Origin of the sequence: Natranaerovirga pectinivora (assembly GCF_004342165.1) — a bacterium.
Taxonomy (GTDB): Bacteria; Bacillota; Clostridia; order Lachnospirales; family DSM-24629; genus Natranaerovirga; species Natranaerovirga pectinivora.
Genome location: NZ_SMAL01000007.1, coordinates 42084 through 62944, shown reverse-complemented (window position 1 = coordinate 62944; position 20861 = coordinate 42084). Strand labels below are relative to the sequence as shown.

Sequence of the window (20861 nt, the reverse complement as noted above, 5' to 3'; positions counted from 1 at the left end):
AACTATCTTCGGAAATTATAGTTACCAAGATGTTTATTCTACGAGAATAATATACCCAATAACTTCTCTTGAATTTTCTTGTAATAATTTAGTGGTTAAATTCTCTGTAGTAAGAACTCTAATATTGTCTCCTAATTTAAGTTCTGCTGGTGTGATCACCTTATTGTTTTTAAGAATAATGCTATTCTCTTCAATATTAATAATGCCATAATTAGATTGATAACTTAGAACATCCCATGTCTTATTTGTCGTATTATATACATTCACATTATTAATTCTTATGCTACCATTACCAATATCATAAATTCTACCAGTTACCCCTTCTGTGCTATAAGGGTTTTTAATAACATATTTTGCATGTGTTCCTTCAGATATTATTGTATAAACTTCTTCAATTTGAGAGTTTTCATCATATCCTCTAAACTGATCAAATGGCACAAAACCATTTTCGTCCATAATTATTGTTTCATAATTAATGGTATAGGTTCTTTCTATTGGTGAATACACCCAAGTCATATCCATAAGCATACCTTGTGAACTTACAGTAAAGGTATTTCTATCTTCTATTTCTTTAATTCTTCCTCTTGAAACAGTTATTCTATCATTACCAGGCTCTTGAGTGATATTTACTACTGCCGCTCTTCCTTGACCATTTAATATCACTTGTGCATAATCTGGTGACATTATATTACTTGGCTCTACTAGTCTACCATTTCTTATAATAATTGTTCCAGGGCTAACATTAATTGGATTTACAGTACCAAACAATGTAAAGGATTGCCCCCCATCTGTATGGATTACATGGTCCTTATTAAGGATTGTATCTCTATTATTAAATATTGAGATTCTACAAATTTGTTCTCTACCAGGCAATTCTTCCATTGCCACATACACGGTATAATTTGGTCCTCTATACTTATGTAGCGCTTCATCAAAAGATATTTGTTGTCCGTTATAATAAACTTCTAAATTTCTAGTATTAAATTCTAAATTTCTGCTTTGTCTATAATCAATCCAGCCAATTTGGCTAAGTTCTTCACTATTTATTAGGGCAAGGGTTCTTTGCCCTGGATTGTAATTATTACTTAACTGACCTTTGAAAACTCTTGTTATTGAATTTTTATAAGAATCTATATTTATTTCTTTTACCTTTTCTTCCATATGACCAGGGCTTATCACTGCTTGATTCACTAGCATCTTAACCCAGTCCCCAGCATTTATTTCATATGAAGGGACAATATTGCCACCTCTTTGAACAATAATAGGTTCATTTACTTCAAAGTACCCTAACTGGCCATCTTCGTATTCAACAGTAAAATTATAACTGTTTCCATGATTGTAATTAATAAATAATACTTTTCCGTACTTTACAATATAGTTTGTTCTTGCGCTAATATGTGATATGTAGCCAGCATCATCCAATGTTATATATACAATATCACCTGGTTCAATGGCTTCAATAGTTGAACTTAATGGATTAAATTTAAAAGCGCCATTTATGTAGCTTTGGCTTACATTGTCATAATGCATTAGTTTTTCAACTGTCATTTGGTTTCTGTAAAAGTTCTTAATGACATCTTTTCCTGTATACCAATCTGTTATGGTAATATAGCCAAAATTTGGAGATACACTCTTTACAATACCACTTATTTCTTTATCAGAAGTAATCACATCATAATCCAAACCCACAATTAGATTATTTTGCATATCTAATACTACACTTTGACCTACTGGTGCTCTATCTTTTTCAACAAATTGATTCCCAACTTTTATTCTAGACCCTATGTACATACTTTCTGATAGTCTATAAGTTACATTGTTGCCATTAGATGTCTTAATGGTTATAAATCCGTTTTCTAGGTTATGTAGTGGTTGTAATACCCCTTGTACTTTTTCTGTTGCAGCTGCCCCTTTATTAAGTACATAAAGAATCGTATTCCCTTGGTCTACTAAGTACTCAATTGAATCATTTTCCTTTAAAGTACCAAGTCCTTGTACTTGTCCCTGATTATAAACGGGAACATCTATGCTTAAAGTTCTATTGTTTGTTCTCTCTTCATATGTAATAATTTCTATTTTTCCTTCATCTGTTCTTACATATATTTTTCTTCGGGTAATATTTTGTGAAGTGATTTGACTCTCTACTTCAATCTTATCCACTACACCACTTTTTCTTTGAATGTTCATGGCATCATATAAAATATCATCTACATTACTTATGATCATTGCCATCTCTGCACGTGTAAGGTGGGCTCTCGGACGAAATGTGATATTATCCCCTACCATTATATTATTCGCTATAACTGCTTCTACATAAGGAACTTTATCACTACTTGTATTTTCCCAATCTGCATAATTAAAAATTCTATTTTGCACATATAAAGGTCTTATTAAAGCTGGGTTTACTTGATTTAACGCTTTTACCAACCACTGAGCCACTTGTTCTCTTGTTGCTGGCATTTCTCTTCGAAAAGACTCTTCAGTAAGTTCTCCTTGATTAGGTTCTAGTGCATTTTCAAAATCTTCCTCTGTGATCAGTTCTAATTCCATTGCAATCTGTAGATAACCTTTGGACCATATTGAAAGGACATGTTCATTAGTTGCAAATTCATTTTCAATCTCTTCTGACGCTTTTTGTGCTTCTTCTTCCAACCCAAGTATTCTGAGAATAAAGGCTAATGCTTCTTGATTTGTCACTGCCCCACCAGGTCTATATTCTTTTCTATTGCCTTCATTATATCCTTTTACGATATCAATTGCTCCAAGTCTTACAATGGCTTCTTTTGCCCAATGATTGTCTGCCACATCTCTAAAAGTAATGTTTTCTATAATTGCCAATGCTCTATCTCTTCCAGTAAACTGTACTTCTTGAGCTTGTACTATATTATAATTTAATTTATTTAAAGGTTGTGTCATAATGGAACTTGCTAATACAAAAGTTAAGGCGCCTACCATCCACTTTTTTTTCATTGTTATGCCTCCATTTATCTATAATAATGTTTCATTAGCTGCCTAATATTGTTATTTCATTATACCATAATATTTCGGCAAAAACTCCCAAAAAATTCACATATAAAAAGGAATAAATAATGGTAATTTATTCCTTCATGTTGTTTTCGTTTATAAAACTACTCTTTATGGTGTATTCATTAATTTATTTAAATTATTATACCCTAAGCCTTCAGCCATTTGTCTTACAGTGGGCAACTTTTCTCCAAATTCCAAATCCCCTTTACCAATACCTATTACGATTTGATTCCTAAGTTGCACATAAATAGGTATATCACTGTTAAAATTAATTTTTAAAATCACATAGACCACCTTTACACTAAGTAGTATTTGTATTATATATTGCAATACAAATACTACTTAGTGTAAAGGAAATTTTAACCTAATTAATGTTTTGAATTTCCTCTAAAAAATCTTTTTAAATTTTTTTTAAATTTTTTTCAAAATAGTGTAAGAAAATGCCACCCTTAATTGTTATATATATGATGAGGTTATTTATATATCTTTTTTGAAGACTAGATTTTAATAATCGAAATTAATTTACGCTTATAATATCTGTACGCAGGACAGATAAACTTGAATAACTGAGTTAAGATGGTAAGTATGTATTTTTTGTAGATTAAATTACTTTGATATCTTACAAAACGAGCTATTTAGATAAAGTATTTTTACTTAATCTAGTATTTCATTTACTGATGGGGAGAAGTTTATTGAATATACAAAGATACTAAGATGTTTATACTTTAGAATTACTACTGATTAAAGAACTATTATTCTAAATCATCTGCCTAAAATACATTAACTGCCTTTTGACTTAGACCTCTTTAATATGCGTGTTCTACGATTAAGGGATAATAACAAACCTGCTGTAAACTTAATTTCGATTATTTAATCTACCTTTAAAATTCTTTAGTACAATTTATTGAAATCTTCAATTGAGGTTTCTTTTTTTTTGCTAAGAAAGTACTTTTGATCTCCTTTACTTCTAATTTTCTTAAGTGTATACTATGTATAATTAGGCAAAAAAGTCATGTTACAAAGAAAGGATCATAAAATGAGTAAAACACTTGTATTAGCTGAAAAACCTTCTGTTGGTAGAGATATTGCAAAAGTTCTTAGATGCACCAAACAAGGTAATGGCTTTTTAGAAGGCAATGAGTACATTGTCACTTGGGCATTGGGACATTTAGTTACTTTAGCCTCGCCAGAAAAGTATAATAAAAAATACGAATCTTGGAATTTAGAAGATCTTCCAATGTTACCTTCTGAATTAAAATTAGAAGTTATCAAAAAGACAAGCAAACAATTCTTTGCAGTAAAATCCCAACTAACGCGTAAAGATGTGAAAGACATTGTTATTGCAACAGATGCTGGACGCGAAGGAGAACTTGTTGCAAGATGGATCATAGAAAAAGCACAATGCAATAAACCTATAAAGCGCTTATGGATATCTTCCGTTACAGACAAAGCCATAAAGGATGGATTCAACAAACTCCAGCCTGGTAAAAATTATGAAGCTCTTTATGCTTCTGCAGTAGCACGTTCTGCTGCTGATTGGTATGTAGGGTTAAATGCAACAAGAGCTTTAACTTGTAAATACAATGCACAATTATCTTGTGGCCGTGTACAGACCCCTACTCTAGCCATCATTGCTAAAAGGGAAGAGGAAATTAAGACCTTTAGATCTAAGGATTATTATATAATAGATATTAATCTAGGAAAATTTAATTTGACTTGGCAAGATACCAAGACAAATAACACACACATTTTTGATAAAGAACTTTGTAATAAAATTATTAGATCCATTGACAATAAAAAATGTGAAATAACACAGGTTATTCAATCAGACAAGAAAACATACCCACCTTTATTATACGATCTAACGGAATTACAAAGAGATGCTAATCGATTATACAGTTACTCTGCAAAAGAAACATTATCCATAATGCAAACTTTATACGAAAGACATAAGCTTTTAACGTATCCTAGAACTGACTCCAAATATCTTACTTCAGATATTGTTGATACCTTAAAAGACAGGATTGACAGTTGTAGTTTTGGCAGTTATAAAAAGACTGCTAATAAAATACTGTCTACACCTATCAAAGCAAATAAATCATTTGTAGATAATAGTAAAGTTTCTGACCATCATGCTATTATACCAACTGATGAACCATTGAATCTTACTAAACTTAATGATAAAGAGCGTAAGATATATGAATTGGTAGTGAGACGCTTCTTATCTGTATTATTACCACCCTTTGAATATACTCAAACAACCATAATAGGAAAAATTGGAGAAGAAACATTCTCTACAAAAGGCAAAGTTGTGAAATCCTTAGGTTGGAAAGAAATATATAATACAGTTGAGGAAGATGATGATGAATTAAGTGACTCGACGCTTCCTAAGGTTACAAAAGGGGAACAATATACTGTTCAAAATGTTAGACACACTACAAAACAAACCACACCACCACCTTATTTCAACGAAGGCTCCCTCTTGTCTGCAATGGAAAATCCATCAAAATATATGGATACCAACAATAATGCCTTACTTAAAACCCTTAATGAAACAGGGGGCCTAGGAACAGTCGCAACGAGAGCCGATATTATTGAAAAATTATTTAGTTCCTTTTTAATTGAGAAAAGAGGGAATCATATTCATATCACTCAAAAAGGCATTCAACTACTAGATCTTGTTCCTGACGACTTAAAATCACCTATTTTAACGGCAAAATGGGAACAAGAACTGGATCATATTAAAAAAGGTCAGTTAGATTCTAAAACCTTTATTAATAATATGAAGGATTACACAAAAAAAGTTGTTACCATTATCAAAAACAATGATTCAAAATTCCAGCATACCAATGTTACAGGGGACCGATGCCCTGAATGTGGCAAATTTATGTTAGAAGTGAATGGTAAAAAAGGCAAGTTGCTTGTCTGTCAAGATAGAGATTGTGGCCATAGAAAGTCTGTATCCATAATCACTAACGCTAGGTGTCCAAACTGTCACAAAAAAATGCAGTTAGTAGGAGAAGGCGAAGGCCAAAGATTCATTTGCAAATGTGGTCATAGAGAAAAGTTAAGTTCTTTTAATGAAAATAGAAAAGATAAGGGTAAAAATGTTACTAAAAAAGATGTGTCTAACTATTTAAAGCAGCAGAAAAAACAAGATGAACCAATGCTTAACTCTGCTTTTGCAGATGCCTTTAAAAATCTTAAAAAATAATTATAAGAAATGGTACTAATGGTTAATTAGGTACCATTTCCTTTTAGTTATTTCCTTTTATTATAATTGATTTTAATGTGATAAAGTGCTATATTAAAAAGTGATATATTAAAATAGTTATTACATACGTAGGGAGAGAATTTCTGTGATAGGTATTGGAACCATTGTTAATTTTATAGCTATTATACTTGGTGGTTTTTTGGGTCTCGGTTTAAAAACAGGTTTATCCAGTCGCTTCAAACAAATTGTTATGCAATCATTAGGACTAGCCGTTTTGTTCATTGGGGTATCTGGTACAATACAAAGTATGTTTAAGATTACAGAGTCCAATGGAATTGATAGACAATACATAATGACCATGATTTTAAGTTTAGTAATTGGCGGTATTTTAGGCGAATGGATCAACATTGAATTAAAACTAGACAACTTAGGATTATTTCTACAAAAGAAAATTGGTACTGTAGGGGACTTTGCTAAAGGCTTTGTAACAGCTAGTTTGGTTTATTGTATTGGTGCCATGGCAATCGTAGGCGCGCTAGAAGATGGTCTTCTAAGAAATCCTAATACGTTGTTTGCCAAATCCATACTTGATGGAATTTCAGCGGTTATTTTTAGTTCTACATTAGGAATTGGTGTTGTTTTTTCAAGTGTATCTGTTTTAATTTACCAAGGAGGTATTACTCTTTTAGCAGGTACCTTAGAACCAATATTAACAGATGTTGTTATACAACAAATGTCCTTAATTGGGAATATTCTAATCTTTGCTATTGGAATCAATATATTAGAGATTAAAAAAATTAAAGTAGGTAATTTATTACCGGCTATTTTTATACCAATGATTGTTGCTTTGTTTGAATTGCTATTTTAAAACATATAGCTGCTCCTTAAATATGAGTTTTTTTAACCGTCCCTTTTAAACAGGGACGGTATTATTTATTCTTGCTGCATATAGATTCTATCAAGGGTGTTGCCTGTAATATCTATATCATCGATTCTTATTTTTCTTACTGTGGAACCTTTTATTGCTGTGAGTTCCACCCAATACTTTCCTCTAAGGGTATAATCATTATAATCCATTGTACTATTTGCTAGTGGTAAAATGTATTCTACTTCATAATGCAATTCATCTGAAGATATCATATGAATAGGAAAATCCACTGTGTATCCTATATGATTTTGATAATAATAAATGTGACCATTAGGATCAGTAAAGACCATAGATTCAAGTTCTGGACTGAATCTGATATACACTTCATCTGGATTGCCTTGAATAATTGCATTAATATAAACTTTTTCATAGGACATAAAACGGTGTGGCATATTTCTTAATTGATTACCATGTATATTAACCTGTCCTCTCCAATGGTTCCATGCACCTCGGATTGTAAATTCAAGTATGTTTAAACTTACTAAATTATACTCATCATTAACAACTTGTGACTTTCCACTTGGCGTAGTAGCTGTAAACCTTGCTGTGTATGTCCCGTCAGGAACATCCCTTGTTTCATTATGAATATATGACCAGTAGTTAATCTCATTTACTTGGTTAACCAAAGTCATATTTCTAGTAATCTGATATTCAGTACCTTGATACAAATTAACTGTATTACTTGTTGCATACTTACTTGTTGTAGCTGTAAACACCATTGGTTCATCTAGTTGGTAAGTATCTCTTATTGTTGATACTAAATTAATTGGTGTATTTACAGTAATATCAAATTCCGTATAAGTTACATAACTTGGATTTGTTGAGTTTCTAGCATAAACTCTAAATTTATAATTCCCATCTGCTAAAGTTGCAGGAATGGTATAGGTTTGATTGTTCCAAGTCCAATCATTATTATTTCTTATGGCTTGACTATTAGATACTGTTTTTATAGGTGTCAATCTAGTGCCACTATTGTTATAGATAGCCATTTCTAAATGATGAGCTAATGGAAACTTCGTCTTTATGTCTGTCACCAATAGTCCTTCAGATGCAGGAATTGAATTTACTGAGAATCTATTGTCCTGGGTTCTTAAATTGGCTTGTATTTCAAATGGGGCGAACATAAAGTATACTTCATTAGATGGCTCTGACCACTTGTACATTGAAAAGGTTCTTCCTAAAACTCTATAACTTACATATTCTTCAAAGAGGCTTTTATTAAATAAATGACTCCTTATATTTCCAGCAAGGTCATCTGCACTAATTGTATAATGCAATAAATTACCATTTGCTATATAGAAGTCAAATGAATATTTTTCTTGTTGATCCTCTTCTAAATCAGTATAGAGCCAGTTTAAATCTAATTGGTTCGTTACAATAATACTTGGACTTGTCTCTGTACCTATAGGATTTGTAATTATCATATTAGGTGCTTGATTTTCAACTACTTCAACGGTCTTAAATACCCTTTGAGATTCAGCTCCTATTTGATCAACTACCCAATGTTCAATTAAGTGTTCACCTTCTAAATCAAAATTTGCTATATAACTACTGCCTGTATGATTTATTATTTTACCATTCGGAAATGTATGTCTAAATAAATATTGTGTTAATGGGTTATCTGCTGTATCAGGATCTATACTTGTAGATGTATATGTTGCTTGAGTATATTGATTTGCAGTTATAGGCCCATTCATACTTGCTATTGGCTCTTGATTTAATACGTTTATACTTTGAATACTAGTCGATGAAGCCCCAAAGCTATCTGTTACCCTTAACCTCACATCCCACTCATCAATAGCTTTAATTGGTGGTATGGTATGACTATTTATTATTTGTTGTATATTAAAGTTTGGCTCTTTTTGATTGCTTATAAAATATTCCTCGTTATCTAATATGAGATACCATCTATAAGTAATATTATCATTATCAGGATCAAATGATTTATTGATAGGTTTTATAATAGTATCTCGATAAACTTCTTCAGGGATTTCAAAATCTGCCAATGGTGGGTTATTCATAACAGCATACTCTAATTGATAAGTTTCACTCCATCCTATAGCATCTCTAACCCTTAATTGTAGTGTGTACTCACCTAGTCCACCTTGCTTTAACTGATTGGATGTGGGTGTTGTAGACAATGTTTGTAAAATTGTACCATTTTTTCTTTTGATTACCCATTCTCTTTCTGTTATTAGGTGTCCTGAAGGACTATAAGATAAATCTGTTGCTGTAATTATTTCACTATGAGAAACTTTTTTAGGTGTTAATGTAAATAATGCTATTGGTTGTACTCTCTGTCCTGTTGTGTCAAAAGGTATCTCTAGCCACTCACTCCATACCCCTAGCCCACTAGGCCCATCTATATCTCTTACTCTTAACCTTGCAATATACTCTTGATCTATAGACAAGAAACTTGGCAGCTCTCCATTTATCCAAGTTGAATCATTAATATTTCTCCATTGCCATTGTCTATCACTTATTCCTTTTCCTAATTTTTCTTGATGATCAAGGTCATAAGATGCTTCAGTTACGTGAATAAATCTTGTGGAGCTATTTCTATATGATGTACTAATCATTGCTACTGGTATAGGTTTTCTATGCACAAAAACATTAATCTGTGTAAGGTTTTCTTTACTCCATAGCCTATAATCTTCAAAGCCCCCAACATTTCTAGGAATATCTTTTGCCCTATAACTTATAATATAATTCCCTGTTTTACTAAAACTATTAAAAGGTTCATCTATCCAAATGCCTGTATTTTCAATAAAACCTAAATTATTATCAAAGTAATAAGGGTTGTGTATAAATCTATACTGATTTTTATATAAAGGATCATTTTCATAATCTTCATATGAAGTTGTGTAATATATAATATTATCAACAAGTATGTATGTATTTTCTGTCAATCTTGTTTTAATATTTATAGGAATTTCTTTTTTTGCTATACCGCCTCTGTTATCATTAGCTATAATTTCAATATTTTGAACTCCTAAAGGTAAAAAATCATCAATAACATCAAACGTAACAGAAAAGAATTTATGTGTTAATGTATCATCAATATCAAGTGATTTTGATACATCACCTATTGTTGCCGTAACTGTAATTTTATCATTATCAAAGTCACGAATATGTCCTTCTATTATTATCTCGCTCATACCTTCATAATCTACGTAAACTGAGTTTTCAATTGGACTGACAGTACTCAATTCTGGAGGTAAATTTGTGGGATAATAAACAACACCTCTAGTATTACTATAATAAGGTATTCCATTAAAATCCCTTGAATAGTGCCATCTACGAATATTACCATTAGCTAGTCTAAGTGTATAATCTCTAATTAATACTCTCCAATTAGGAAAAGTGGCTGTTGTATATCCAGTTGCAGATAAACCCGATGAAGGTGAGTTAAATGTAAAAACCTCTTGCGAAAAATGACTTACACTATAGACAACACCATTACTTCCTACAAAAGTTTCATATGCATTCCAAGGAATTTCTGAATAATCTGTTGCAGTATACCCTGTTCCATTAAATACATATACTGTCCCACCTAATCCATAAAATGCACTATTATAAAGTGCAAATCCATAAGGTGTAATATCTGCTCTTGCGATAGTTGTATTTTTAAGTACTGTATTGCTTATAAGTATATATTGTTGTGTAGGTTCATCCCAACGAAAAAGAGTGTAATAATATCTGTGAAACTGGTAATCAAAATCAGTCCAAAGAGACACAATACCTAAATTACCATTATCAAATTCTTTATATAAGGTTGTTGATTGAAAAAAATAACCATTTACATTTCCTAATCCTGTATTATAGCTATGCGTTAGTGTTTTATTTTTATAAACATCAAATCGATCCCATCGAAATCTAAGAATATTTCCATTTCTATCTAAAAATCCAAGTGCGCTATCATAAGTTAATTCAGGCTCAATGTGTTGATAAGAATATGTTCTTAAACTTAAACTATTAAACGCAAATATAATAATTAAAAATGATATAACATATGACTTTTTTTTCATTATCTTAGTCCTCCTTTTTTAAGGTAAAAAATCAACAATTGGAGGTCTGTTCCATATAGTAGTATATTTTTCAGTAATATCCATATAATCAGAATTACCTCTTTTATAGTCTAAAGGCTCTAAAAACTCAATAATTGTATCTTGGCCAAGCCTTTCTATTACCTCTAGTTCTATAAGATAATTACCTACTTCTTTTGCTTTTAGTATGATATGTTCTTCTGAACGTTTTGTAATTTTATATGTTTCACCATTATGTATAATGGTTTTTTCTTGGTTGGTTTCAAGCTCTGAGTTTCTGAAAGAGAAAGATGTATTATCTAAAAAGTTAGGTTGTCCATTGGCTAGCTTAGAGTTATTGTCATTGTATGTAATTGTCCATATTCGATCATTTATTATATCTCTATCAGGTGAAAAACTCATACAATATATGTCTATAGATGCAAAATTTGAATCATTACTATCTCTGTATACCCTATTTAGTTTGCTAAACCTCGCTCTTGGAGGTAAGTCAGGCGCTACATTTATAATTTGAGTTGCTATACTGGAATATCCTAATACATTTTCTACGTATAGCGTAATTTTATATGTGCCTTGTTCTTTAATAAGTATATCTTTTTCTAATATTCCATTTAAGCTGCCATTATATCTAATGCTTTCTTGATTTCCTGAGATTGCTTCAATGGTTAATTGACTTTTTGAATAGTCTAAAGGGAACCTTGTCGGTGATGATGATTCACTTCCATCTATAATTATTTTTCTATTTTCTTTTAAATTTCCTTTGATTCTCAAGTTGGCTGTCGGAGTAGGTTGAGTGACCATTATTGTATGTGGTACTGCATTACCAAAACTGCCTTTATCATCAATAACTGTTAACTGTATCATATTATTTCCTATTGCTGATGTTGGGTACCATATGTAGCCACTATCTTCTGTTGTAAGTTTATTTTCTGCTGATGGCATTAACCAATTGTAACCTACTACTGTTCCATCAGGATCATAGGAATTTAATCCACTTACATATACATCATCCCCTGCTTTAACAAAATATGGAGCTGATATTATTGCTACTGGTGGTAAGTTAGGTCCTGGTTCTGGTTCTGTAATTGGTGGTTCAAATTCAGGTTCTACTTTATAAACTTCTGAAAAAGTTTCTGCAGGAATATCAATAGATGTTTCTCCATTTACAGGTGTTATAAAATGTAATCTAGCTCTTACTACGTATTCCTGAATAAAATTGTCTGTGATTACTCTCTCTTTTGGTATTATAAAATCAAAGCTTGCTTCAGACGTAAAACTCTTGTTATAATCCTTTTTTATTAATGCATCCATAACTTCTTTTTCTCTTGCAAAGAATTCCCATTCTTTAATATTGTTAATATTTACAATGTTATGTGCTTGTGCTTCAAGTTTTATATTTATATTTATATCACCGTCATTAAACTTTGAACGTTTTGGTGTTGTTATTACATTTAAAGATACAAAAGGATCGGCTCCTTTTTCTTCTACTACTAGAGTAACTGTTTTAGATACTTTTTTTGTATCTAAATTATTATAAGCTTTAAGGCCAACGGATCCACTTAATTCTATTTGATGTGTTCCTACTGGATAATTTGCTCTTGATGCCCTGTAGGTACTTGTTGTACTTACTTGTTGTGCTTTAGATTGTTTATTAGTGATACTGCCATATGTTGCAGAGATTTCATCGATGTTGTTTACTGTCGCACCGCCTGCTAAATTTGCTGTAGCATTTACTGTAATAGGGATATCAACGCTTTCTGAGTATGGCCCAATGGTATATACATTTTCAGGTGTTGTTAAATTGCCATTTACAGTTGCACTTCCTATTGGTTCTAATTCAACGATTATTAGTAAGGGGATGAATGTTCTAAAGCCCCTTGCGTTGGGGTCTAGTGGGTGGGTGGCTGTGTCTGAAATATTTAAGGGGGCTACTGCATTTAATATGGCATTAATGGTAGTGTTAAAACTTACTGTATCTGTACCAATTCCCCTAATATTAGATGCGCTTACTGAAATATTACCAGAGGATCTATTATTGTAAAAACCCCAATCATCCGACCTTGAACCTGTGAAATATTCCATTGGACTACCATAATACCTTTGTACTTTAACATCTTTTATTTTTCTATTAGTAAATGTCCTACTATGTGATGTTGAAAAAGTAACTCTTTGTGACCTGAAGGGGCTAATATTGTCTATCCAAGTCACCCCATCTGCACGTATCCAAGTATCATAGTAGGCAATGTCTATAATATACCTAAACTCTCCTTCACTATATGCACTATTAACATCAGTATAATTACTATTAAAAACCAATAGGGCTAAAATAAAAATTAAAACAATAGATATATTTTTCTTCATTTATGATAAACCCCCTATTTCTTATACCAAGGATTTTCTAATACAATTGCAATATTATCCCTATATGGAGTGAAAAGGATATATTCAGTAGTTGTAAAATCAAAATCTTTCCAATTAGGATAATATCCAATATCTTGTATACTTACAATATCATAAACACCATCTCTTTTTTTCTCGTCTATATTTCCACTAAATAATGTTTTATCACCCCTAATCCTAGTTGCTTTATCTTTATCATTAATAAAATACAGGTCCATACCAAAATCCATACCAGTGACTCTATTTTGAACAACTCTTAGTCTTTCTACATTGTTATATACTTTTTTCTCAATAGAATAGATAATTGTATTTTCTATTTTAAATGGTAAGTGTTCTTCTTTTATAAAGACTATTTCAGTAACTCTTGGCAATAACATATGTGTACCCATTCTAAGTTCAATAAACAAATCTCCAAAATCTTCTACTTGTTGCATCTTTAAGCCCAAAGATTCTACTGTATTAAATAAACTATCAGGGTCTATGATTACCCTATAACTTTTGTCTATTAATCTCATTATTACTGTTGTTGCTTCAGCTCTTGTTGCGTTTCCATTAGGTCTAAAGTTGTTATTTGTATCTCCTACTATTAAACCAACTTTGTATGACTTTAATACAGTATTAACATCATTGTTTCCTATGTTGTTATAATCTTTAATGATGAACTTAAAATCATCATTTACTGATATGCTTGTCTTTTCCTTATACTCATACGCATTAACAATTATTCTTGTCATTTCTGTTCTTGTTATAGGTCTATTCAATTGACTATTTCCTACATAATCATTACTCTTAATAATACCTAAGTCAACTGCTTTTGTTCTGTAATCATTAGCCCAATGTCCACTGGTTGCATTTGTTATGCCTGTAAAACCTAATGCAGCAATTACAAGTTTTAAATATTCTCCTGTGCTTAGGGTATTTTCAGGTCTAAATGTACCATCTTCATAACCATTTATAATGCCCCTTGAAACCAATTCTTCAATTTGATTTTTAGCCCAATGATCGTTAATATTCTTTAAATTTAAATTTGATGCGGCTGTAATGTTAATGCTTGTTAAAATAATGATCACCATTAGTAATACTGATAATTTTTTTTTCATTTGTGCTGTTTTCATATTATCTCCACCCTCTTATTATTAGATTTTAGTTCTTCATATGTGATTATCTCTTTATCACAATACTTCTCTGCTTTTTCAATAATTTCATCTTTTCTATTAGTAAATGTCCTACTATGTGATGCTGAAAAAGTAACTCTTTGTGACCTTGAAGGGCTAACATTGTCTATCCAAGTCACCCCATCTGCACGTATCCAAGTATCATAGTAGGCAATGTCTACAATATACCTAAACTCTCCCTCAACGTGTGCGCTATTAACATCAGTATAATTACTATTTAAAACTAATAGTGCTAAAACAAAACTTAAAATAATGGCTATACTTTTTTTCATTTATGTTACACCCCCTATTTTTTATACCAAGGATTTTCTAATGCAATAGCAACATCATCCCTAAAAGGTCTAAAAAGTATAAATTCTGTAGTTGTAAAATCAAAGTCTTTCCAATTAGGATAATATCCAATATCTTGTATGCTTACTATGTCATAAACACCATCTCTTTTTTTGTCGTCTATGTTTCCGCTGAATAATGTTTTATCACCACGAAATCTTGATGCTTTATCTTTGTCGTTAATTAAGAATACATCTATACCTTCATTAACTCTAGGTGATATACTTTGAACAACCCTTATTCTTTCTACATTGTTATACACTTTTTTTTCAATAGAATAGATAATTGTGTTTTCTATTTTAAATGGTAAGTGTTCTTCTTTTATAAAGACTATTTCAGTGATTCTTGGCAACAAGTTATGAATACCTGTTCTAAGGTTAATAAACAAATCTCCAAAATCTTCTACTTGTTGCATTTTTAATCCCAAAGATTCTACTGTATTAAATAAACTATCAGGGTCTATGCTTACCCTATAACTTTTGTCTATTAATCTCATTATTACTGTTGTTGCTTCAGCTCTTGTTGCATTTCCAGTAGGTCTAAAGTTGTTATTTGTATCCCCTACTATTAACCCAGCCTTATATGACTTTAATACAGTATTAACATCATTGTTTCCTATGTTGTTAAAATCTTTAATGATGAACTTAAAATCATCATTTACTGGTATGCTTGTCTTTTCCTTATACTCATACGCATTAACAATTATTCTTGTCATTTCTGTTCTTGTTATAGGTCTATTTAATTGACTATTTCCTACATAATCATTACTCTTAATAATACCTAAGTCAACTGCTTTTGTTCTGTAATCATTAGCCCAATGTCCACTTGTTGCATTTGTTATGTCTGTAAAACCTAATGCAGCAATTACAAGTTTTAAATATTCTCCTGTGCTTAAGGTATTTTCAGGTCGAAATGTACCATCTTCATAACCATTTATAATGCCCCTTGAAACCAATTCTTCAATTTGGTTTTTAGCCCAATGGTCGTTAATATCCTTTAAATTTAAATTTGATGCTGCTGTAATGTTAATGCTTGTTAAAATAATGATCACCATTAGTAATACTGATAATTTTTTTTTCATTTGTGCCGTTTTCATATTATCTCCACCCTCTTATTATTAGATTTTAGTTCTTCATATGTGATTATCTCTTTATCACAATACTTCTCTGCTTTTTCAATAATTTCATCTTTTCTATTAGTAAATGTCCTACTATGTGATGCAGAAAAAGTAACTCTTTGTGACCTTGAAGGGCTAACATTGTCTATCCAAGTCACCCCATCTGAGCGTAACCAAGTATCATAGTAGGCAATGTCTACAATATACCTAAACTCTCCCTCAACGTATGCACTATTAACATCAGTATAATTACTATTTAAAACTAATAGGGCTAAAACAAAACTTAAAATAATGGATATACTTTTTTTCATTTATGTTACACCCCCCTATTTTTTATACCAAGGACTTTCTAATGCAATAGCAACATCATCCCCAAAAGGTTTAAAAAGTATATATTCTGTGGTTGTAAAATTAAAATCTTTCCAGTTAGGATAATATAGTACATCTTGTATGCTTACTATGTCATAAACACCATCTCTTTTTTTATCGTCTATATTTCCACTGAATAATGTTTTATCACCACGAAATCTTGATGCTTTGTCTTTGTCATTAATATAATATACGTGCATACCTAAGTCAGTTCCTATTAATCTATTTTGGACAACTCTTAACCTTTCTACATTGTCATACACTTTTTTCTCAATAGAATAGATAATTGTATTTTCTATCTTAAAGGGTAGATGTTCTTCTTTTATAAAGACTATTTCAGTAACTCTTGGTAATAACATATGTGTACCTGTTCTAAGATTAATAAACAAATCTCCAAAGTCTTCTACTTGTTGCATTTTTAACCCTAAAGATTCTACTGTATTAAATAAACTATCTGGGTCTATGGTTACCCTATAGCTTTTGTCTATTAATCTCATTATTACTGTTGTTGCTTCAGCTCTTGTTGCATTTCCAGTAGGTCTAAAGTTGTTATTTGTATCCCCTACTATTAACCCAGCCTTATATGACTTTAATACAGTATTAACATCATTGTTTCCTATGTTGTTATAATCTTTAATGATGAATTTAAAATCTTCATTTACTGGTATGCTTGTCTTTTCCTTATACTCATACGCATTAACAATTATTCTTGTCATTTCTGTTCTTGTTATAGGTCTATCCAATTGACTATTTCCTACATAATCATTACTCTTAATAATACCCAATTCAACTGCTTTTGTTCTGTAATTATTAGCCCAATGTCCACTGGTTGCATTTGTTATGTCTGTAAAACCTAATGCGGCAATTACAAGTTTTAAATATTCTCCTGTGCTTAGGGTATTTTCAGGTCGAAATGTACCATCTTCATAACCATTTATAATGCCCCTTGAAACCAATTCTTCAATTTGATTTTTAGCCCAATGGCTGCTTATGTCTGCCAAGTTTTTTCCTTGAGCAGATATCCCTCCTATACTACTCATTAAAATCGTAGCAATTAATAAAATTACGATGTTTTTTTTCATAAAATATGCACTCTCCTTAAAATTAACTTATTATTTAATAATGCTTTTATTGTTGTCCTGTTGCAAAAAAACACTTTAATATTACATTAATTTTAAGATACAATTAAATGTTTTGTCAAATGTTGATTCTTATTAAAAAAAACGAATAAAAGTTTTTATTAATTCAAACTTTTATTCGTTTTACTCGTGAGTTTATGGAATTACACAATATCTAAATATTTTTTTATTTGGTGCTATAAAATCTCTTGATAAAATGGTAATTAGATTCTAATCCATTGCTTAACATCTTACTTTCCCTAATGTTTGATAACTTTATAATACATTAAAATATTCCTATCTGCAAAATCCTAGTATGATTATAATAATAACTTATTTTTATAGCTTTTATTAATAGCAACCAACAAGGTTATGGTTTCAGCTAATGGCATCGCTAGCCAAATTCCAGTTACACCTAAAAATGGTGGCAGAATAAATACAAATAATAAACTTAATATTACCCCTCTTAACAAACTTATTAACAAAGCTCTTTCTGGGTTTAATACCGCTTGATAAAAATTATTTAAAAAAATATTTCCTGAAAGACCTATAAAGGAAATAAAAAATATCGATATGCCTTGAACGCCTAAAGTTATTATTTCTTCATTAGGTCTTAAGAATATGTTAATGATAAACTTTGGAAAAAGTAAACCTGCAACACAAAATATTGTTCCCGTTATAAATGCTGTATTTAATCCGAGTTTTTTCAGGTGTTTTATCCTATCCATTCTACCTCCGCCATAATTTGTGGAGGCGATAGGTTGTACTGCTTGGGAAATACCATTACATAAGGAAGTAGCTATGGCTGTTGTATTAGCAATAACACCATAAACCATTACACCAATATCACCTATATACCTTAATAATTGAATATTAAATATAAATATAACAATGCCTAATGATATTTCATTAGAAAATGTAGATAGCCCATTTATAATGATATCTTTAATTTTTTGTATTGATATACCATTAAACCTAAAGAATAATTTATTCCTCTTCGATCTAAAATGCATTAATAGAATAATACAAGTAGTCATATTTCCGATTACAGTTGCCATAGCGGCACCTTTCATACCCCATTTAAAAACAAATATAAAGTAGTAATCTAAAAGGATGTTTAAGATACCACCGGATACTACAGCCATCATTGCTAGTTTTGCAGCTTTATCATTGCGAAGGAATGTTTGCAAAAAAGAAGAACATATAAAAAAAGGAATTCCTACAGCAAATACCATTCCATAATCAGTAATGTATTTTATGGTGTGGTCTGTGGCACCTAAAAAGTAAATAATTTCCTCAAAAAATACAATAAATATTACCACATAAAAAATACTCGCTAATATATTTAATACAACTGCTGTTGAGAAGCATTGATCTTCATTAACATAATCTTTTTTACCTCTATAATAAGACAGTAGAACAGAGCCTCCTACGCCAAATAGAAGACCTGTTCCAAAAAACAAGGTAAACAATGGCAATATAATGTTTAACCCTGCAACAGCATAATTGCTAATGCCTTTTCCAATCATTATGGTATCTACTAATATATAAATAGAAGTGACGATTGTGCCACAAATGGAGGGTATTAGATATGAGAAAAACAGTTTCTTAATATTATCATTTTGTAAGTCTAATTTATTTTTCATGTGCCTTTTCCTTATAAAACGTATCTATGGAATTAAAAACTTACCCAATACTTTAATACGTTTACTTAATTTTTTTATTATAATATAACCTATATACCCTATAACGCCCCCTAAAGTATTAAAAAACAAATCGTCTACCGTCCCACTTCTAAACACTGTAAACAATACTTGGGTTAACTCTATTGTTAAAGAAAACATAAAACTTAAAAACACAATTATATAAAATCTTCGTGCCTTTTTATAGATTAATGGTATTAAAATACCAAAAGGAATAAACATTGCAATATTTCCTACTGAATATAATAATTGTAATCTTAAATAACCTCTTGCCATATGCCTTAAATTATAAAATAATTTTGTGTCAAAATAAAAATTTCTTCCTCCTAATATTGGTATTGTAAAGTAAAAAGGGCTTAGAGTTAAATAAGCTACCCATAGAAAATAAATGAATAATATATTCACTAAAAATTCTCTATAGGGATTAAATCTTTTTCTTCTTTGCACAAATCTTTTTCTTCTACTTATTAACCAAATAGGAATAATTATAAATAAACATAATATAAAATTAATCCTAATCATTTTATACCTACTCTCATCATTTTGAAACCAATAGTTTCCTAGCAAAAAACCACCGTTTTAACAGTGGTTTCAATATATCACACTTTTTTCTTTGCACCGTTTTTATCTATCGCTTCATAAATAACTTTTATGTCTTTTCCATTAATTTTTACATCCTGAGTGAGTTCAAATAAGGGTACCATAACAAAAGCTCGTTCAGTCATTCTTGGATGAGGTATTGTTAATTTTTCATCTTGTGATATGTACTCGTCATAAAGCAATATGTCAATATCAATGGTTCTAGGTCCCCACCGAATAAGCCTTTTTCTTTTAAGAATTTCTTCTACTTCATTAACATAAGCTAACAAATCATATGGCTCTAAATCTGATTCTACCTCAATGACTTGATTATAAAAAACATCTTGATCCGTATATCCAACTGGATCTGTTACATATATAGAAGATTTTTTCATCAGTTTTATTTGTTTATGTTCTTGTAGCAACTTTATTGCTTGTTTTAAGTTTTGTTCTTTATCTCCTATATTACTACCTAGTCCAAGATATACTTTAGCCATTTCTTTTTCTCCTTAGTTCAACTCCAAAGTAATCATATATGCCTTTAACTGGTGCTTCTGGTTTTTTTATCCTTATATTAATTTCTTTTATTTCTTGATAATGACTTAGTATCTTATTTACAATATGCTCTCCTAATGCTTCTATAAGATTAAATACTTTATTCTCTGTTATGTCTTTTATTAGATCATATACTGTTGCATAATTAATGGTGTAATTCAAATCATCTGTTTCTCCTGCTTTTTTTAGATCAACATATAATTCAACATCTATAAAAAACTTTTGTCCTAATGTCTTTTCTTCTTGTAAAACGCCATGGTAACCGTAAAATCCTAAGTTTTTCATTATTATTTTATCCAT

At 30.7% G+C, this 20861-nt stretch carries 14 protein-coding genes and 1 pseudogene; 2 read left to right on the top strand and 13 right to left on the bottom strand.

The annotated features are described in order from the left end of the window. Positions 1-33 precede the first annotated feature (33 nt). Positions 34-2970, bottom strand: a complete 2937-nt coding sequence (locus tag EDC18_RS10300; RefSeq protein ID WP_132252841.1) for an S-layer homology domain-containing protein — start codon at positions 2968-2970, stop codon at positions 34-36. A 189-nt stretch (positions 2971-3159) separates the two neighbouring features. After that, positions 3160-3312, bottom strand: a pseudogene (locus tag EDC18_RS10295) (GntR family transcriptional regulator); the annotation flags it as partial. A gap of 751 nt (positions 3313-4063) precedes the next feature. On the opposite strand from EDC18_RS10295, the gene EDC18_RS10290 reads away from it, so the two are divergent. Both EDC18_RS10290 and EDC18_RS10285 read left to right on the top strand, forming a co-directional pair. After that, entirely contained in the window at positions 4064-6241 is a 2178-nt protein-coding gene (locus EDC18_RS10290) for a DNA topoisomerase III (protein ID WP_132252839.1), read from the top strand. Positions 6242-6386: 145 nt separating this feature from the next. Next, positions 6387-7109, top strand: coding sequence for a DUF554 domain-containing protein (locus EDC18_RS10285; protein WP_132252837.1), 723 nt, complete (start codon positions 6387-6389; stop codon positions 7107-7109). 65 nt (positions 7110-7174) lie between these two features. Here the strand turns inward: EDC18_RS10285 and EDC18_RS10280 are convergent, their stop codons facing one another. From EDC18_RS10280 to folB, 11 genes are all read right to left on the bottom strand, one after another. Next, complete coding sequence (locus EDC18_RS10280) at positions 7175-11197, bottom strand: hypothetical protein (protein WP_132252836.1); 4023 nt, start codon at positions 11195-11197, stop codon at positions 7175-7177. An 18-nt stretch (positions 11198-11215) separates the two neighbouring features. Beyond that, entirely contained in the window at positions 11216-13576 is a 2361-nt protein-coding gene (locus EDC18_RS10275; protein ID WP_132252833.1) for a hypothetical protein, read from the bottom strand. 14 nt (positions 13577-13590) lie between these two features. Next, on the bottom strand, positions 13591-14730 hold the full coding sequence (locus EDC18_RS10270) for an S-layer homology domain-containing protein (protein ID WP_132252832.1): 1140 nt from the start codon (positions 14728-14730) through the stop codon (positions 13591-13593). Continuing rightward, the gene (locus EDC18_RS10265) at positions 14727-15062 is read right to left on the bottom strand and encodes a hypothetical protein (protein WP_132252830.1); all 336 of its coding nucleotides are present in this window, start codon (positions 15060-15062) and stop codon (positions 14727-14729) included. The genes EDC18_RS10270 and EDC18_RS10265 overlap by 4 nt, the downstream gene beginning before the upstream one ends. Before the next feature lie 14 nt (positions 15063-15076). Further along, positions 15077-16216 (bottom strand): S-layer homology domain-containing protein, encoded by a 1140-nt coding sequence (locus tag EDC18_RS10260; RefSeq protein WP_132252827.1) that lies wholly within the window; start codon positions 16214-16216, stop codon positions 15077-15079. After that, positions 16213-16548: a hypothetical protein gene (locus EDC18_RS10255; protein ID WP_132252825.1), complete on the bottom strand. Its 336-nt coding sequence runs from the start codon at positions 16546-16548 to the stop codon at positions 16213-16215. The genes EDC18_RS10260 and EDC18_RS10255 overlap by 4 nt, the downstream gene beginning before the upstream one ends. Before the next feature lie 15 nt (positions 16549-16563). Further along, entirely contained in the window at positions 16564-17688 is a 1125-nt protein-coding gene (locus tag EDC18_RS10250; RefSeq protein WP_132252822.1) for an S-layer homology domain-containing protein, read from the bottom strand. A gap of 356 nt (positions 17689-18044) precedes the next feature. Further along, complete coding sequence (locus EDC18_RS10245; RefSeq protein ID WP_132252820.1) at positions 18045-19370, bottom strand: MATE family efflux transporter; 1326 nt, start codon at positions 19368-19370, stop codon at positions 18045-18047. 24 nt (positions 19371-19394) lie between these two features. Then, positions 19395-19949, bottom strand: a complete 555-nt coding sequence (locus EDC18_RS10240; RefSeq protein WP_132252818.1) for a VanZ family protein — start codon at positions 19947-19949, stop codon at positions 19395-19397. A 77-nt stretch (positions 19950-20026) separates the two neighbouring features. After that, a complete protein-coding gene (folK, locus tag EDC18_RS10235; RefSeq protein ID WP_132252815.1) occupies positions 20027-20503 on the bottom strand; it encodes a 2-amino-4-hydroxy-6-hydroxymethyldihydropteridine diphosphokinase in 477 nt (158 codons plus the stop codon). Further along, positions 20496-20861 (bottom strand): dihydroneopterin aldolase, encoded by a 366-nt coding sequence (gene folB, locus EDC18_RS10230; RefSeq protein ID WP_132252813.1) that lies wholly within the window; start codon positions 20859-20861, stop codon positions 20496-20498. Before folB ends, folK begins: the two co-directional genes overlap by 8 nt.

What these genes read in the sequence shown, in the direction of transcription:
- EDC18_RS10300 (WP_132252841.1), bottom strand. Translation starts at nt 2,970, where the DNA reads ATGAAAAAAAAGTGGATGGTAGGCGCCTTAACTTTTGTATTAGCAAGT.
- EDC18_RS10290 (WP_132252839.1), top strand. Translation starts at nt 4,064, where the DNA reads ATGAGTAAAACACTTGTATTAGCTGAAAAACCTTCTGTTGGTAGAGAT.
- EDC18_RS10280 (WP_132252836.1), bottom strand. Translation starts at nt 11,197, where the DNA reads ATGAAAAAAAAGTCATATGTTATATCATTTTTAATTATTATATTTGCG.
- EDC18_RS10275 (WP_132252833.1), bottom strand. Translation starts at nt 13,576, where the DNA reads ATGAAGAAAAATATATCTATTGTTTTAATTTTTATTTTAGCCCTATTG.
- EDC18_RS10270 (WP_132252832.1), bottom strand. Translation starts at nt 14,730, where the DNA reads ATGAAAACAGCACAAATGAAAAAAAAATTATCAGTATTACTAATGGTG.
- EDC18_RS10265 (WP_132252830.1), bottom strand. Translation starts at nt 15,062, where the DNA reads ATGAAAAAAAGTATAGCCATTATTTTAAGTTTTGTTTTAGCACTATTA.
- EDC18_RS10260 (WP_132252827.1), bottom strand. Translation starts at nt 16,216, where the DNA reads ATGAAAACGGCACAAATGAAAAAAAAATTATCAGTATTACTAATGGTG.
- EDC18_RS10255 (WP_132252825.1), bottom strand. Translation starts at nt 16,548, where the DNA reads ATGAAAAAAAGTATATCCATTATTTTAAGTTTTGTTTTAGCCCTATTA.
- EDC18_RS10250 (WP_132252822.1), bottom strand. Translation starts at nt 17,688, where the DNA reads ATGAAAAAAAACATCGTAATTTTATTAATTGCTACGATTTTAATGAGT.
- EDC18_RS10245 (WP_132252820.1), bottom strand. Translation starts at nt 19,370, where the DNA reads ATGAAAAATAAATTAGACTTACAAAATGATAATATTAAGAAACTGTTT.
- EDC18_RS10240 (WP_132252818.1), bottom strand. Translation starts at nt 19,949, where the DNA reads ATGATTAGGATTAATTTTATATTATGTTTATTTATAATTATTCCTATT.
- folK (WP_132252815.1), bottom strand. Translation starts at nt 20,503, where the DNA reads ATGGCTAAAGTATATCTTGGACTAGGTAGTAATATAGGAGATAAAGAA.
- folB (WP_132252813.1), bottom strand. Translation starts at nt 20,861, where the DNA reads ATGGATAAAATAATAATGAAAAACTTAGGATTTTACGGTTACCATGGC.